Source organism: Shewanella sp. 0m-8 (assembly GCF_052977265.1).
This window is the reverse complement of the sequence record NZ_JBRIMB010000009.1, coordinates 129,615-144,928: the sequence shown is the minus strand read 5'-3', so window position 1 is coordinate 144,928 and position 15,314 is coordinate 129,615. Positions and strand designations below refer to the sequence as shown.

16 protein-coding genes are annotated in these 15,314 nt (G+C 41.3%); 9 read left to right on the top strand and 7 right to left on the bottom strand.

The window, feature by feature from the left end; translation table 11 throughout:
• The first annotated feature begins 256 nt into the window (after positions 1-256).
• Positions 257-1,255: a glutathione S-transferase family protein gene (locus ACVBIO_RS06790; protein ID WP_447172260.1), complete on the top strand. Its 999-nt coding sequence runs from the start codon at positions 257-259 to the stop codon at positions 1,253-1,255.
• 62 nt (positions 1,256-1,317) lie between these two features.
• Here the strand turns inward: ACVBIO_RS06790 and ACVBIO_RS06785 are convergent, their stop codons facing one another.
• The 3 genes from ACVBIO_RS06785 to ACVBIO_RS06775 form a co-directional block, all read right to left on the bottom strand.
• Positions 1,318-1,539: a DUF3389 family protein gene (locus ACVBIO_RS06785; RefSeq protein ID WP_447161358.1), complete on the bottom strand. Its 222-nt coding sequence runs from the start codon at positions 1,537-1,539 to the stop codon at positions 1,318-1,320.
• A 128-nt stretch (positions 1,540-1,667) separates the two neighbouring features.
• The gene (locus tag ACVBIO_RS06780) at positions 1,668-2,150 is read right to left on the bottom strand and encodes an FKBP-type peptidyl-prolyl cis-trans isomerase (RefSeq protein ID WP_447161359.1); all 483 of its coding nucleotides are present in this window, start codon (positions 2,148-2,150) and stop codon (positions 1,668-1,670) included.
• Positions 2,151-2,365: 215 nt separating this feature from the next.
• Positions 2,366-3,556, bottom strand: a complete 1,191-nt coding sequence (locus ACVBIO_RS06775) for a lytic murein transglycosylase (protein WP_447161360.1) — start codon at positions 3,554-3,556, stop codon at positions 2,366-2,368.
• Positions 3,557-3,947: 391 nt separating this feature from the next.
• Between ACVBIO_RS06775 and ACVBIO_RS06770 the strand changes: the two genes are divergently transcribed.
• Positions 3,948-4,307, top strand: coding sequence for a DUF2750 domain-containing protein (locus tag ACVBIO_RS06770; protein WP_447162854.1), 360 nt, complete (start codon positions 3,948-3,950; stop codon positions 4,305-4,307).
• A gap of 97 nt (positions 4,308-4,404) precedes the next feature.
• Entirely contained in the window at positions 4,405-5,049 is a 645-nt protein-coding gene (locus tag ACVBIO_RS06765) for a hypothetical protein (protein ID WP_447161362.1), read from the top strand.
• A 44-nt stretch (positions 5,050-5,093) separates the two neighbouring features.
• Here the strand turns inward: ACVBIO_RS06765 and ACVBIO_RS06760 are convergent, their stop codons facing one another.
• Entirely contained in the window at positions 5,094-6,038 is a 945-nt protein-coding gene (locus ACVBIO_RS06760; RefSeq protein WP_447172259.1) for a chemotaxis protein CheV, read from the bottom strand.
• Positions 6,039-6,261: 223 nt separating this feature from the next.
• Between ACVBIO_RS06760 and ACVBIO_RS06755 the strand changes: the two genes are divergently transcribed.
• The 3 genes from ACVBIO_RS06755 (at position 6,262) to ACVBIO_RS06745 (ending at position 8,231) form a co-directional block, all read left to right on the top strand.
• On the top strand, positions 6,262-6,813 hold the full coding sequence (locus tag ACVBIO_RS06755; protein WP_447172258.1) for an LON peptidase substrate-binding domain-containing protein: 552 nt from the start codon (positions 6,262-6,264) through the stop codon (positions 6,811-6,813).
• Positions 6,814-6,919: 106 nt separating this feature from the next.
• Positions 6,920-7,564, top strand: a complete 645-nt coding sequence (locus tag ACVBIO_RS06750; protein WP_447161365.1) for a sigma-70 family RNA polymerase sigma factor — start codon at positions 6,920-6,922, stop codon at positions 7,562-7,564.
• Positions 7,557-8,231, top strand: a complete 675-nt coding sequence (locus ACVBIO_RS06745) for a ChrR family anti-sigma-E factor (protein WP_447170280.1) — start codon at positions 7,557-7,559, stop codon at positions 8,229-8,231. Before ACVBIO_RS06750 ends, ACVBIO_RS06745 begins: the two co-directional genes overlap by 8 nt.
• A gap of 138 nt (positions 8,232-8,369) precedes the next feature.
• Here the strand turns inward: ACVBIO_RS06745 and ACVBIO_RS06740 are convergent, their stop codons facing one another.
• Positions 8,370-9,971 (bottom strand): mechanosensitive ion channel family protein, encoded by a 1,602-nt coding sequence (locus ACVBIO_RS06740; RefSeq protein ID WP_447172257.1) that lies wholly within the window; start codon positions 9,969-9,971, stop codon positions 8,370-8,372.
• A 513-nt stretch (positions 9,972-10,484) separates the two neighbouring features.
• On the opposite strand from ACVBIO_RS06740, the gene ACVBIO_RS06735 reads away from it, so the two are divergent.
• The gene (locus ACVBIO_RS06735; RefSeq protein WP_447161368.1) at positions 10,485-10,658 is read left to right on the top strand and encodes a hypothetical protein; all 174 of its coding nucleotides are present in this window, start codon (positions 10,485-10,487) and stop codon (positions 10,656-10,658) included.
• Between the two features lie 261 nt (positions 10,659-10,919).
• Here ACVBIO_RS06735 and ACVBIO_RS06730 read toward each other — a convergent pair whose 3' ends face one another.
• The gene (locus tag ACVBIO_RS06730) at positions 10,920-11,834 is read right to left on the bottom strand and encodes a pyridoxal-phosphate dependent enzyme (RefSeq protein WP_447161381.1); all 915 of its coding nucleotides are present in this window, start codon (positions 11,832-11,834) and stop codon (positions 10,920-10,922) included.
• A gap of 328 nt (positions 11,835-12,162) precedes the next feature.
• On the opposite strand from ACVBIO_RS06730, the gene ACVBIO_RS06725 reads away from it, so the two are divergent.
• On the top strand, positions 12,163-12,570 hold the full coding sequence (locus tag ACVBIO_RS06725; RefSeq protein WP_447161369.1) for a YccF domain-containing protein: 408 nt from the start codon (positions 12,163-12,165) through the stop codon (positions 12,568-12,570).
• Between the two features lie 376 nt (positions 12,571-12,946).
• On the opposite strand, the gene ACVBIO_RS06720 is transcribed toward ACVBIO_RS06725, so the two are convergent.
• On the bottom strand, positions 12,947-13,660 hold the full coding sequence (locus ACVBIO_RS06720; protein ID WP_447161382.1) for a substrate-binding periplasmic protein: 714 nt from the start codon (positions 13,658-13,660) through the stop codon (positions 12,947-12,949).
• A 631-nt stretch (positions 13,661-14,291) separates the two neighbouring features.
• On the opposite strand from ACVBIO_RS06720, the gene ACVBIO_RS06715 reads away from it, so the two are divergent.
• Positions 14,292-15,284 (top strand): cytochrome-c peroxidase, encoded by a 993-nt coding sequence (locus ACVBIO_RS06715; RefSeq protein ID WP_447162855.1) that lies wholly within the window; start codon positions 14,292-14,294, stop codon positions 15,282-15,284.
• Positions 15,285-15,314 lie beyond the last annotated feature (30 nt).

The window sequence follows — 15,314 nt, the reverse complement described above, 5'->3', positions numbered from 1 at the left end:
GCTGAAGTCGCATTGGCGAACGGCCATTAAGACACTGCAAGGCTTAGTTCGGGATCCACAAGCATGCTATTAAATTCGTGGGGATCCCTCAGACTCTGACCCAAGTTTACAACTCAAGCTGATAAAATTATAAACCATAAAGCCTTAATTATGTTCACAGTTTAAGAATGGTTAATCCTATTTTATCGACTTTATTTATCACTATTTAGCACATAAGCTTGTTAGGTGAATAATCAAAAATAAGGCGGTATTCAAGATGGGTCTTCTTCAAAACGGACGATGGGTAGATCAATGGTACTCAACTAAAGATAACGATGGCCAATTTCAGCGCCAGGAGTCAAGCTTTCGTCACTGGATCACCGCCGATGAACAGACTATTGATTCAAGGCTTGTCCCCTTTAAAGCCGAAAAGAATCGTTATCATTTATACGTATCACTGGCCTGCCCCTGGGCACATAGAACGCTCATTTTTCGTAAACTGAAAGGTCTTGAAGACATCATCAGTCTGAGCATTGTTGAACCGCATATGCTCAGTAACGGCTGGGAATTTGCTGGTGATAAACAAAGTGAGCTTGCCCAGCATATTGATGGTGCAGACAAAGACACACTTAATCAAACCGACTACCTTTACCAGATCTACCAAAAGGCCCAAGCCTACTATAATGGTCGCGTTACCGTGCCCGTATTATGGGACAAACAGAACCAAACGATTGTCAGTAACGAATCATCAGAAATAATACGCATGTTAAACAGCGAGTTTGATCATTTAACGGGTAACACTAAAGATTTTTACCCTGCACATCTGCGTCAACAAATTAATGAGCTCAATGACTTTATTTACCCGGCAATTAATAACGGCGTTTACCGTGCAGGTTTTGCTACCACGCAAACGGCTTACAATGAGGCTTATAACGATCTGTTTAATGCACTAGATAAAATTGAATTGTTACTCGAAAACAAACGCTATTTAACCGGGTCAGAGCTCACTGAAGCCGATATCAGGCTGTTTACCACGCTAATTAGGTTCGATGCTGTTTATGTTGGCCATTTTAAAACCAATAAAACACGCATTGTTGATTACCCCAACCTTCAGGGATATTTAAAAGACATCTATCAGCTACCAAAAATAGCTGAAACCGTTAATTTTGAGCATATTAAACAACATTATTACTTTAGCCATGACACGATAAACCCAAGCCGAATTGTGCCCAACGGGCCTGAATTGGATTTAATGTCTGCTCATGGTCGAGGCTAATATCGAAACGATAATAAATTACAAAAGAGTCATGTAAAGCTCAACGGAACTGGCGAATGAGTTTATTCGCCGATCCCCAGCTCCTGCATTATTTGTTGCAATTGCTCAGTTGAATCTAATTTGATATTCCACCGCACTGCGCCAGCATCAGCAACAAGTATCAAAGCATCCTGGTGAAATTTAATGTCATCAACCATAGCATATAGCTGACAGCCATTTTCTAAACGCACTTGAATTTCAAAAGGTGAAACAACCAATTTCCCGGCGCTAAAGTGAATAATCATAAGGGGTAGCATCTCTAAAAACTACAGGTTTAAAACAATATGTTTTAAACTACACGTTTTAAAATAACAAAAAAGCCCAACCAATGTTGGGCTCAGAACGGCTGATTGCGATTGCGCCAGCTTCTAGCTTAGTGGTGGTGACCACCTTTACCGTGGGCATGACCATGAGCAATCTCTTCATTGGTCGCATCACGTACGTCGATCACTTCAAGATCGAAAGTCAATTCACGGCCTGCTAGTGGGTGGTTAACATCCACAGTTGCCATGAACTTGCCCACTTTAATAATAGTGACTTGACGTTGACCTTCATCGGTATTGATCAGTGCACGCATACCTGGCTTCCATACCGACGCACCTTGAAGGTGCTTAACAGAAACACGCTGCTCAGCATCGTCATTTCGCTCACCATAAGTTTCACTCGCAGGCAGCGTTACAGAGAATTTAGCACCAACGTCTTTACCGGTCAGAGCATCTTCAACACCAGGCATCATGTTGTCATGGCCATGAAGGTATGCAATAGGGTCTAAACCTTCATTGGTTTCTAATACTTCGCCCTGCTCATCACGTAATGTGTAGTTAAACTGCACGACTGAATCATCTTTAATGCTCATGGTATTCCTTAACTCTAATTTTGTGGCCGCAGCTTAGCAAAACTCGCCTTAAGCCTCTAGTGTTATCTAACTAGATAAAATAAAGATGCATTCGTTTTGAATACATCTTTGTCAAAATTAAATAAATTCACTCACTTTGAACTGGGGTTACTTTACTTAGTTTTGGCTTACTTAATCGGTATCTGACTTAACTGATAACTGACTTAACGGATAATTTACTTAACCTTCAGCGCCTTAAAAGTCGCTTCATCAGGATAACCATCGGCGACAAGCCCTTGACTCTTTTGGTAAGCCTGCAGCCCTTTTACAGACTTAGCGCCCAATATGCCATCAGGCTTACCAACATCATAACCTAAACTATTAAGTTGAACTTGTAGCTCTTTAACGCGAGATCGACTTAAGCTTGGCATCTTAGGTGGTGCAACCTTTAACGCTACGGCACCATTAATTCTATCAGCAAGATGGCCTACCGCTATCGCATAAAATGTCGAACGATTCCAGCGCATAATCACATCAAAATTGTCGTAGCCGAGAAATGCAGGGCCGGTATGACCTGATGGTAAATAAAGTGCAGCTTGCATGTCGGGTGTACTCAGCGGCGAGCCGTTAGTTTGAGTAATACCCAGTTCGGCCCATCGAACAAGAGGCTGCGCTTCAGCCTTACCCAAATGGGCATAAGAGAAGTTGGCTGGCAAGGTGACTTCCCTCCCCCAACGCTCATTGCGCTTCCAACCAAGATTTTGTAAAAAGTTAGCAGCTGAGGTCAACGCATCTTCGGTGCTATTCCACAGGTCAGCTTTACCATCCCCATTACCGTCAACCGCATATTTTGCATAAGCAGAAGGCATAAATTGTGTATGACCCATAGCACCAGCCCACGAGCCGACCATGTCTGTTTCAGCAAAGTTATAGCGCTCTTTAAGCTTTAGCGCCTGCATTAACTCGGTAGTGAAATACTGACTACGTCTAGGATCGCAGGCTAGTGTTGCTAAAGAATCAAGAACTGACATCTTGCCTTTATAGGAGCCAAAATTCGTTTCTAGCCCCCAAAATGCTAAAAGATATTGAGGCGGAATGCCGTACTCTTTTGCCAGTTTATCTAACAAGACCTTATGTTCTTGATAGAGCTTGCGACCTTGCTCCACACGCCAATCGGTAACACGTTTAGTAAAGTAGTTCTCAAACGACTGGCTAAACTCTGGTTGTTTTTGATCAAGCTCTATGACTCTTGGCACGTATTTAACGTTTGCCAACGTCGTATCGATAGTGTGTTGTGATATACCTTGAGCTTTTGCGGTTTGTTGTAGCTCAGCAACACAGCTTGCCCAATTAGGCTGTTCAGACGTTGCGTATACAGCTGAACTTGTAAGTAGAAGCGCTGTAGCCAGGGGGATTGATTTAAACAATAGAAGACTCCCAAAATGAATGACTGTAACGTACAAAATGACGTGGCTTGATTAAACTTACCTTAAACTCGCTTCATCTTGGCTGAAATTCATTCAAGCATTGAGCCTTGAGTGACTTCTTAAGAGTTTTCGCGAGGTTTTAGCAAGCCTTGTAAAATAGCATACTATGCTAGCAGCATAATATAGACTAAATTCACGCTAATATTACGCCGAAATGACGAATGTGTAGCAAATGCTTAAATTGCGACCTAAAGTCGCTGATATAAGATACTGTTGCTATATTCAGCTAGAGATAATTACCTTAAATGACTTGCTAAAATGCTAAGCCAGTTGCAGACTAATACACATTGAAATATGGCTTATTTACACCTAACCAAACAAGAGATTAATCATGACTGAAATGACTCCAGCAGTAGAAAGTTTCATCAATAACGTAAAACAATCCCAGGTTGTTTGGGGCCTTCAAGATGAAACCGGTGAAGGTTGGGTAGTCTGTGACTCGTCTGAATACGAAGCCACTGATGTGATGCCTTTATGGTCTGAAGAAGCTCAAGCCAAAAGTCACTGCACTGACGAATGGGAAGGTTACCAAGCAGTAGCCATCACTCTTGAAGAGTTTTTAGAATTCTGGGTGAGTGATTTAAATGACGACGGTGTATTAATTGGCGTTGACTGGATTGCCGATCAAGACTGTCAAGAAGTCGACCCAATCGTATTGGCTACATCGCTAGTCGATGTTGAAAAAGAGTAATAAACAACCTCTTTTTGTACTGACCAAGTTATTGCTACATCAAAGCGCACAATCTAATCCATTGTGCGCTTTGTTTTATCATGAAGGAAAATATCCCGTGTCGCAGATAACCCCATTAATCGATATCCCGTTTGATCGCAGACATCATTGCTGGTTTTGTGGCGAGCCAAGCAATCAAGAGTGGGGCTATCTAAAAGAAACCTATACTCCGCACCCTTCCCTAACAGTTCCTTGCTGTAGCGAATGCTTAAGGCTGGCTAAACAGCATAAGCTCACCTCTATTTGGGACTGTAAAATGGCCGTTAAAGACGAGTTAATGCGGATCTATGAGAAGCACTTAGCCATTGGGGTCAATTGGACCAAGCAAGAACTTGAAGAGTCAGAGTTTGAAGATAAAGTCTTTGGTGGCTTTAAAAAGAGCGGCTGGATGATGTATGAAATCGCCCGAGACAGAGTCAATTATAGCGGCTGGCCGTTAAGTTTAAACGGTGTAGTAATTGATGACTACGGCTATGATGCCTCATTTAGTTTCGATGGCGTTAATTATCGCTCAGTAAGCCAGGCCATCGCATTTTATGCCAAACAATTCACCTTAGATAAACGGTTTTTAGAAGATGTTGTCGCCATCGTGGGTAAAGAGAGATTCGGTTTTGCCGTTCGTATCGCACAAATTAATATCGCCGCCGTACCAGAGCTAAAAAAGCAAGTATTGGGCGACTTAAGAGAAGAGCACGCAGACTAACAAGCAAACTTGTTAATCTTAGTGCTCGATTGCACTAGCTGAAACTAGCCCATTAATGTCTCTCTTAATTTATCCTGCACCACTTCTACGAGTAAGTCCGGTTGAAATTTTGAAATAAATCGATTACAACCGACTTTCTCGACCATCGCATTATTAAAGCTACCACTCAATGAGGTATTTAACGTAATAAACAAGTCTGCCATACGTTTATCGCTGCGCACTTCATGAGTGAGCTTATATCCATCCATTTCGGGCATTTCAGCATCGGTGATCAGCATTAAAATGTGATCGGTTATCACTTTGCCTTCGTCACACCATTTTTTTAGCTGATTGAGTGCCACAAGGCCATCAGAGGCCTCAATGACTTCAATCCCTAGCTGCTCAAGCGTCTCACGTACCTGCCTTCTTGCCGTAGCAGAGTCATCGGCAATCAGTACTTTACGCCCGCTCATTGACGGCAACAGTTGCTCATCGAGCACACCATCCGATAATCTAATGTCGTAATGTATAATCTCAGCAAGCACTTTTTCAACATCGATTATTGACACCAACTCTTGCTTATCTTGGTACTCAATTCGCGTTATTGCAGTTAAATAATTATCTCGTCCAACCGTTTTTGGTGGCGGTATAATATCCCCCCAAGTCAGATTAACGATATGCTCGACTTTATCCACTAAAAAGCCTTGTACCGAGCGGTTATACTCAGTAACGATAAGATTACTCTCAGGCTGTATGACTGACGGACGAAACCCTATCGCCTTACGTAAATCAATAACGGGTATAGATAGACCTCGAAGGTTCGCGACGCCAATAATACTACTGTGGCTACCAGGCATTGCACTTAGAGGTGGTACTTTAACGACTTCCTTGACCTTAAAAACGTTAATGGCAAACAGCTGAGTCGCACTTATTCGAAATAATAATAACTCGAGACGATTTTCACCGACCAGCTTGGTTCGTTGATCGACACTTGCCAACATTTGAGCCATGAGCATCCCTTAATCTATAATTCTTTGCCTATGATTATAATGATTTATACGCTTAAATCATTTGTCTATGCCACAGAAAAGCGATCTAAATATCAACATCATCAGACAAACTGATAACGCTGCTAAGTTATTTATGTTTAAAGCGCAGAAAGTCTGCTAAAAAATTGATCGAAGAAATGGGTAATGCCGTATAGGACATTAGTTTCCTAAGGCATCAATTATCATGAAATTACCACTTTTCCCTCTCCAAATATGTATTTTACCCGGTGGCTTTACTCAGCTACGAATTTTCGAACCTAGATACCTACGGCTCGTTAAAGAATCATTGCTAGATAACTCTGGGTTCGGTGCTTGTATGTTAGACATTGATAACAAAACCTTGCTCCCCTTGGGAACCCTTTGCAAAATAGTGGACTTCGAAACCTTAGAGGGGGGGTTACTAGGGGTAACCATAAAAGGCATTAAGCGCTTTGAGCTCGGCACTTATGTCATAGAGGCTGACGGACTAAAAAAAGGACAGGTTACCTTGCTGCCTTCATGGCACTCGCAGCCTGTAGAAGAGCAACAAAAAAAGTACACGACAATATTAAAAGAGATATTAACTGAATATCCAGAACATTTGCGACATTATAAAAATGAAAATTTTAACGACCTAACATGGGTCTGCCAGAGATGGCTCGAGATTTTGCCACTGCCTCTAGCGGACAAACAGTACTGTATTGCAGCCAAGGATCACCTGTTAGCCTTATCAATGATAAACGATGTCATAAAATAAATTGATCCTATTTTTAATCCTTTCCGTATCTATCTAAAACATCTTGATCGGCAACTATTGATTAACAACTAACTAATAGTGCCCTTTTCATAACAGAGTGAGAATAATGCAAAATATTCAATCACAACGTTACCAAAGTGGTTATGATAAAGCTTATGTTCAGCAAACTAAGCAAACTATGGATAATACCAACCCAGACGATCTGCTAGCTCAGCTCACAGAACATCTCGTTAACGTTGCCACTGATCGTGACAAGCAAGCCTATGCGCACTTATTTAGTTATTTTGCGCCCAAGATTTTAAACTTTGGCAGCCAAAAGCTTTCAACCCAAGGTCTTGCCATGGATTTAGTGCAAGAAACCATGACAACCGTATGGACCAAAGCGCACCTCTTTAACGCTGAGAAAGGTTCAATTACCACCTGGGTATTTACTATCATGCGAAATCGCTGCTTTGATATGTTGCGTAAAGTTCAACACAACAAAGAAGACACTTTTGCAGATGATATTTGGCCTGTATTTGACTCTGCTGAAGCCTGCGAGCATGAAGATCACATACTTACTGCCAAGTTATTAAAACACGTAGACGACTTACCACCTCTTCAAAGACAAGTGGTCAAGGGAATATATTTACAAGAGCTAAGCCAACAAGAACTTGCGAGTAAATTGAGCGTACCGTTAGGAACGGTAAAGTCACGACTTAGGTTAGGCCTCGTCAAGCTGAAAGGTATCTTGGAGAAACACTATGATTAAATTCCACCCCAAAGATGAAATGTTGATCTTGCATGCACAGGGACAACTACATTTAGGCTTAGCAACCGCCGTTTCGGCTCATTGTGAACTATGTGCTGTGTGTAATAAAAAACTAAAAAACTACACCGAACAACAAGCTCAAATGAGTTTAGCTACGTCTGCAAACTCTGAAGCTGGAGCTTTTGCATCGATGGATTTTAGCGACATGCTAAATCAAATTACAAGATTAGCCCCAGTCATAAATGTCACAACCAAAACAAGTAATGATTCAAAAACCGTCGTTGAAGTTAAGGGGGTTAAATTTGCACTACCGCGCGCTTTTAAGCAACAAGCGGGGAAATCATGGAGTGGATTTGGCAAGATAAGCCGTATGCGACTCGATGCTGATGAAGGCAGTGCTAGAGCAAGTTTATTGCATATCGATGCAGACGGTGAGATCCCTGAACACACCCATACAGGTCAGGAGATAACTTTGCTTCTTGAGGGGACTTTTGAAGATGAGTTTAGTCAATATGTACCTGGTGATTTTATTGAGTTAGATGCTAACCATCAACACTCGCCTAAATCAATGACAGGCTGTTTATGCTACACGGTTGTCGATGCTCCGCTGCATTTTACTAAAGGTATTAGCAAAATACTCAATCCAATTGGAGAGCTCATTTATTAATGATGCTTACTGTCAATCAGCAATAAAAAAGGTCACTTTAAGTGACCTTTTTTATTGCGCGAGCATCATAGTGCAGAGCGGGACCATTGTTTAAAAATAGCTTAGATATAGTTTAGAAAAATAGTGTAGAACCTTAAGCTAGCCCTGAGCCGCAGCAACAGGTACCACAGGCACTATTCTTGAGCCATGTTCAGCGACAATATTCATAATGCCAAAATGAAGTTCTTCTGAAACTAACTGAAACTCGGCAAAGTCAGTGGTGCCAATATAAGCAAATACATTTAATTGCAAACCATACAAGCCAAAACCTTTAAACGTAACCCTGAGCGGGCTCTCCTCTACTTTCTCATGTTGCTCAAGCAAGGTACGGATATCATCAATAATATTATGGATCTGCTCGGTTGTGGTGCGATAATCCAAACGGATATCTGTTTTTAGTCTTATTTTTTCTCGCTCAGAGATATTCTCGATATCCATTTCAGATAATCGAGCATTCGGCACATTAATCACCGAGCGTTCAATCGTCCGTATTCGAGTGCACCTGAGCCCTATCTCTTCAACCGTGCCAGTAATACTGCCAAACCGTCCTATGTTACCCACCTTAATGGGCGCAGAGGAATACAAGGTGATAGTACCGATAAAGTTTTCAATCGTCTGTTTAGACGCTAACGCAACGGCAATACCACCAATGCCTAAACCAGCAAGAATAGTTGAAGCATCAAAGCCTAAATGTTCAAGCCAAATAAGCACCGATAGCATTACGAGGATCACTCGAGTGAAATTGGCAAGCGGCCTTAATAATGACGCCGTTTCACTATTACCACGGTTAATCCATCGAAGCCGTAAGCTATTTTGAACCACGTCAGTCAGAGACCAGATAAACCAGATGACCGCAATAAGCAGCAAAACGCCTGTATTGACTATCTCAATAACATTTGCAGAAAGTGTTGTGTGCGACATCCAGCCTCTAACAAGCAGTAATGCAGCTAACAACCTAAATGGACCAACGACTAGAGAAGCAACATCCTCTTTGTACTGATAACCGCTGCGTAAAATAAACTTTTTAGCAATCCATGTAATCGGAGTGACCACCAGCAAGGCTAGTATCAAATAACAAACCAGTAATGCCCACTCCCACAGGTTCAGCTTAAACAGGTGCCCCTCGGGAATATGTGTTACAAACCACTCAACGACAGGGCCATAACCGAGTTCACTATAAAGCAACGGCACTTTTGCAACCGTGGCATTAGACACTTTCCAAATAGAACCAAGCTGCTTACTTGGTACCTTTTGCAACAAGAGCGTTATCTCACTGCCTTTAATCTCTACTCTGCCAAAGGCATCACGATAATTTGGCAGTTGGTCTCCACTTCTACCATTTGGGGTATCATTTATCTCTTGCAGGTTAACCCAAAGATTTCGTTCAATGATGGCTATCAGCTGCTTGGCATATTCAGGCCCCTGCTCGGCATTCATTCCATCAGGTAAGTATCGTAAGTCCAAATACTTAGCCGCTTTATCATAATTTTGCTCAAATGCGGCTTCGAAAAATCCTGCCAGCGTCCCCCTTGGGGTATCTCGAAATAAGCTGTCTTTATAATCGTATAACTCTTCTTTGGCAGATAGTGTCTGGGGATCCTTGGCTGGTTGCTGCGCAGCCGTGATAACGCCCGTACTATGTGCAACAAAAGGAGCGATAAGTGCGATAAATAAGACTAAAACTGAGGTAAACCGTAACATGAAGACTCCATTAGAAGGACGATTCCTTGCGCTAGCAGAACAAGTGCTACACACCTTAGCAAACTTTAACCCACTGTTAACACTCAATTGAGTGTAAAAAAAGCAGAAATTGTTCAATTAAAGGCTTGACATTAAAACCACACTGAATATAATTCGCTCAGTTTTTCAGATAGACCCTTTTAGATAGAAATCACCGCCTTTTTGTAAAATCCACGACTTGTCGTTTGATCCCCACATAAGCGTTATCTCAACTGGTTAAAATCATCTTTATTACAGTCATGCTACTGTCATAACATTATGCTTAACTGCTAAGCAGCTTGTTTATATGTGAAATTTGTGACATCGCAAACACATTCACATACATAATTAAACGCAAGCGACTTGTATAAGCATTAAAAGATGAGTAATCTCGAATAGAACTTAAAATTCATCTTTCGCAAAAATGCTAAGGATATCTTATTGTTAAAAAGCACTACCTGTATTAGGTAGCTTAAAATAAAAGGAGTGTGGCATATGTCATACCAAGTAAATGGACATGAAATTACAGTTAACTTTCCAGTTGATTCTATTTCAGTCAACAAAACATCAATCGCCTTTACTGACAGTCAAGGCAAAAATAGACAAACATTTTCTAAGCGTACTGAAGCGCTTCAATTTATGAAATGGTTATTGTCTAGCAATAAATAAGCTAAAATAGTAAAAACTGACTCTTCGATACACCTCCTCTCACTCGTATCGAATGTTTGTCTTCATAGGCAAACGAATAGGACTGACACATCTACTCAGCTATTTAGTCACATTCATTTGGTTTAGGCTTTACCTAACTGCTTTACTTAACTGAAAGGTATCTAGCCTAACCAAATGGAATAATCTCTTCCTAACTCATATTCCAAAGCGTCTGTTACCGCTAAATCTTTAAATCTTACCAGTCATATTTACGTTTATATCTCAGAAGCTGTATTTACGTTTATATCTGGGGAGCATAGTTGCATTACCGAGTAACCCGCCTTGGTGAATATAAAGCATTGGTAAGCACGGCTCTGTATCAAGTAGTTTTTCAACACACATCCAGCCAAGTGGATCGTAAAGTAGTTCAAACTCAATACCTGACTCTGACACCTTGTTATACATATCGTAAAAAGGCTTATACAGCTTACCAAAATGATATTTTTTGCCTATATCAACAATCCTAGGGTGTAATTGCTCATTACTCACAAGAAGCCTAAACTGCTGTTTTAGATAATCGTTATCACCGACACAGGCGCACGTTAATACTTCGATGTGTGGCGCATATAACGCCATATATTCACTTAAAAATACCGCCGTTGTGCCCGTTCCCGAGGGGAGAAACACTCGTAACTCACTTAGCTGCTCACTCGCACACCAATCAACCACTTCTTGTGCCAATTTATGTACCCCATAGCGTGCATATTCACAGCGCCCTCCTTCAGGAACAAACAGTAGTTCATCATGATGGGGTAAAACATGTTGCTCAATATACTCAATACAGCTCAAATCTTGCCTATCCGACAACGTTGACACATCAATGACATTCGCACCGTTAGCGATGGCCGCGGCATAGTTACCAACCGTCGAGCTCAATACCTGTTCCGCAATATGGTCGACATAAAAATCGAGCCTTAATCCCTTAATTTTGGCTAATGCCGACATCGAATACAGAGAATTGGCTACAGGCGAGCCATGGCCGACTAAACCAGACTTACCTGGAAATTCATTATCAAGAAAATAGGCAAATTTACGCGCTTTATTTCCAGAAAATGCCTCACTTAACAGATCGTCACGTTTCACATAAACATGATTGCCATTAAAAGAGATGGTTTCTACCGGTGTGTTAGCTAACAAAGAAGTACTCACTCAGATCCCTGACGGTTAATTAATAATTTTTCCCAGTCTATTCTAAACCTTTGCCCCATTTGAGGTAAGAGAATTAATAACCTATCCACAGGATTAAAAGTAGCAACAACTCAATTTTTGCTCATAGCCGCAAAGTAAGCCTGCTGAAGACTCAATGTAAAAATCACTAATTATTAGTCAAAAGGCTTACCGATACTTTCTACTCACTAGCAAATTACAATTAAAAACGCTTAAATACAATAGCTTACATGTTGGCACGAAAATCGCTTAGATAAAAACATACCCTAAAGAGGGAATGAAAATTAAGGAGCCGTTAATGGCAGTACTACGTTTAGTGTTTAATATTGCTTGGTTTGTTTTAGGTGGTTTTGTTATGGGTCTAGCATGGTGGTTTGTAGGGCTACTGTGTTTTATCAGTATTATCGGCATTCCCTTCGGTAGAGCCTGCTTTGTAATAGGTGAAATGACATTCTGGCCATTTGGACAAGATTCAATCAATAGACGCACACTAACGGGCAGTGAAGATATAGGTACCGGCGCATTTGGCATGGTGGGTAATATTATCTGGTTCCTATTTTTTGGGATCTGGCTAGCTATCGGGCACATTGCTCATGCATTAGCTTGTGCGGTCACGATTATCGGGATCCCATTTGCTTTGCAACATCTCAAATTAGCGATATTGAGTTTAACCCCTATCGGCCAAACCGTAGTGGCAAAGGCCTAATGATCTTGTTAAGTAATAGGTATTGCAGCAAGGTTTTTGTGGCGAGTCGAAACTCAAATCTATCTTGAATGCTTATCTTGTGTAATCAGTTAACTAATGAAAAAAGTTAACTAAGCTTGCTCAATAATATTGAGCAAGCTTTTACGCATTCAAGGCGAACCTGTCAGGCTTTGATTTCGCTCAATATCATTCATCATGTAGGAGCTAACTGCTCAGCGATGTGGCCCAAAAGTCGCTGATTTCATTTGTTCTCATTGATAGTTTGATAAAGAAGACTTTTAATAAAGACTGTTTTTAATAAATAAGTATTTTAATAAAGACGATTTGGGGAGAAAAAGACTTGAGGTTTCATACCGGTTAACTCAGATAAATAACATCACTGAACCATATTTTTTTCTAGAATAGCCTTCACATCAATTTTGCTAAGACCTTGATTAAATCGCTCACGCCATTTACGCCCCGCTTCATTATTTTTAAATGCGATAAATAACTCTTTATAGGTCAAAAGCTTCTTATTAAATTGCAGTTTATGCTTTAGCGCCTTCATATTCGGTTGCGCCAAAATATACTGCAGAACATGCTCATCAATTATCGCACCGTCGATTCGACCAGTAACCACCTTGTTCACATTATGTTGATCCGATGCCACCGCCTCAAAAGGCTGCACTCCTTGTGCCATCATCCCATCCAGTTCTGGAGTATTGACATAACCTTCAACCACTCCGATAGTATAGTGATTCAAGTCGCTCTGCTGCGTCCAGCTGATAGGATGGGACTTTTGCTCTACTAAACCTAAGCCACTTCGCCCCATAGACTCAGAAAAAACAAACTTATCTGTTGGATATGCATATTCAGGAAGGTAACCAAGGTACTTAGAATTATTACGTGATGCCATTCTCACCGCTCGACTCCATGGGTAGAAATCTACAACAACATTATGGCCTACCGCTTTTAGCGCCGCTCGAGTCACAGCAATACATGCGCCTTGATGTTTTAATTGCCCTCCCGAGAAAGGGGGCCAATGAACAGAAGTCAAATACAGGGTATCGGCATAAGCTCCACCGGCACAGCATAAAGCCAATAGGCACACAGCAGCTTTAGCCTGCCTTTTAAAAAAGCCTGCCCAAGCCGTGCTCTTGTATCTCAAAACGCAAAGACTCGTTTTCACACCTTGCCTTTTCTATATTCAACGCCACACACCTGTACTCAAAGCTGCTGTTCAAAGCTACTTTTCAAAGCTAAGAGTCCGATGACCGCGTTTTTAAACCTATCCAAGATTTTAGTCAATCCCCACAATAACGCCAAAAATCTAGCCTTCCAGGCTAAAATAGGCCCTATCTAGCACAGCCTCTATCAAAATAGACCCTATCTCAAACAGCGTCAGTCTAAAACAGCGTCAGTCGTATTGAAATCAGCGCCGTCGCAGATGCGATAGAAAGGTTTTAATGGGGAATTAAAATAAAAAGCCGTAAAACAGTGGTGAAGGTTAAACGGTTTTAGCTGTTATTAGGGTCGCCCGAAAATTAAAATCAACACAATCAGATGAAGAACTACCAAACCTACCTAACATTAGGTAGTCTGTCTGCGACCAACCTCTCAAATTATCAATCCAAATCAACGATAGTCCTAATCGAAACAAAGCGTTACCTTATTTTATAAAACTACATTATTATCGCCTCTTAAATTAACCCTATAAATTGTAATGTTTAATTGAGGCTAAAATGAATAAGCTTAGTTTGCTCTCTATCGCTCTTCTTTCTACTTTGTCTGTTAGCTCAAATGCATCCAGTGAGCCCATTGAAATCATTCCTGCGGCGGTTATTACTAACCCTGAAAAAGTTGAGCTCGGTAAGATGTTATTCTTCGAACCAAGATTATCTAAATCAGGCTTTATTTCATGTAATTCATGCCACAACTTATCTACTGGCGGCGTTGATGCGTTACCAACATCAATTGGTCACAACTGGCAAGAAGGTCCAATCAACTCACCTACTGTTCTAAACGCCGAATATGGACTAGCACAATTTTGGGATGGCAGAGCGAAAGATCTTAAAGAGCAAGCTGCGGGCCCAATCGCTAACCCTAAAGAGATGGGCTTTACCCATGAACTTGCAGTCGATACCGTACGCTCTATGCCTGCATACCAAGCACGCTTTGAAACCGTCTATGACTCAAAAACTATCAGCATGGATATGATCACCGATGCGATAGCAGAATTTGAAAAAACCTTAGTCACGCCAAACGCGCCATTCGATCTATACCTTCAGGGTGATAAAGACGCGATTAGCGAGCAAGCAAAAGCCGGTTACCAGTTATTTAAAGATAAAGGCTGTGTAAGCTGTCACAACGGTCCTGCTGTTGGCGGCACTATGTATATGAAAATGGGTCTTGTTAAACCATTCCACACCGATAACCCAGCTGAAGGCAGAAAGGCTGTAACAGGCAAAGAAGCTGATAAGTTTGTATTTAAGGTGCCAACACTACGTAATATCGAACTTACCTACCCGTACTTCCACGATGGCAGTGTTTGGGAACTTGAAGAAGCAGTTAACACCATGGCTGATATTCAACTAGGTCAAAAGCTGTCTGATAAAGAAGTTAAAGAGATGGTGGCATTCTTAAATTCACTGACAGGTGAGCAGCCACAAATCGTGCTACCTATTTTACCGCCATCGAATAAAAACACCCCAAGGCCTGTGCCTTTCGAGGGCTAATTTCTCCCTTGTTCTGTTAAGAGCAACAAG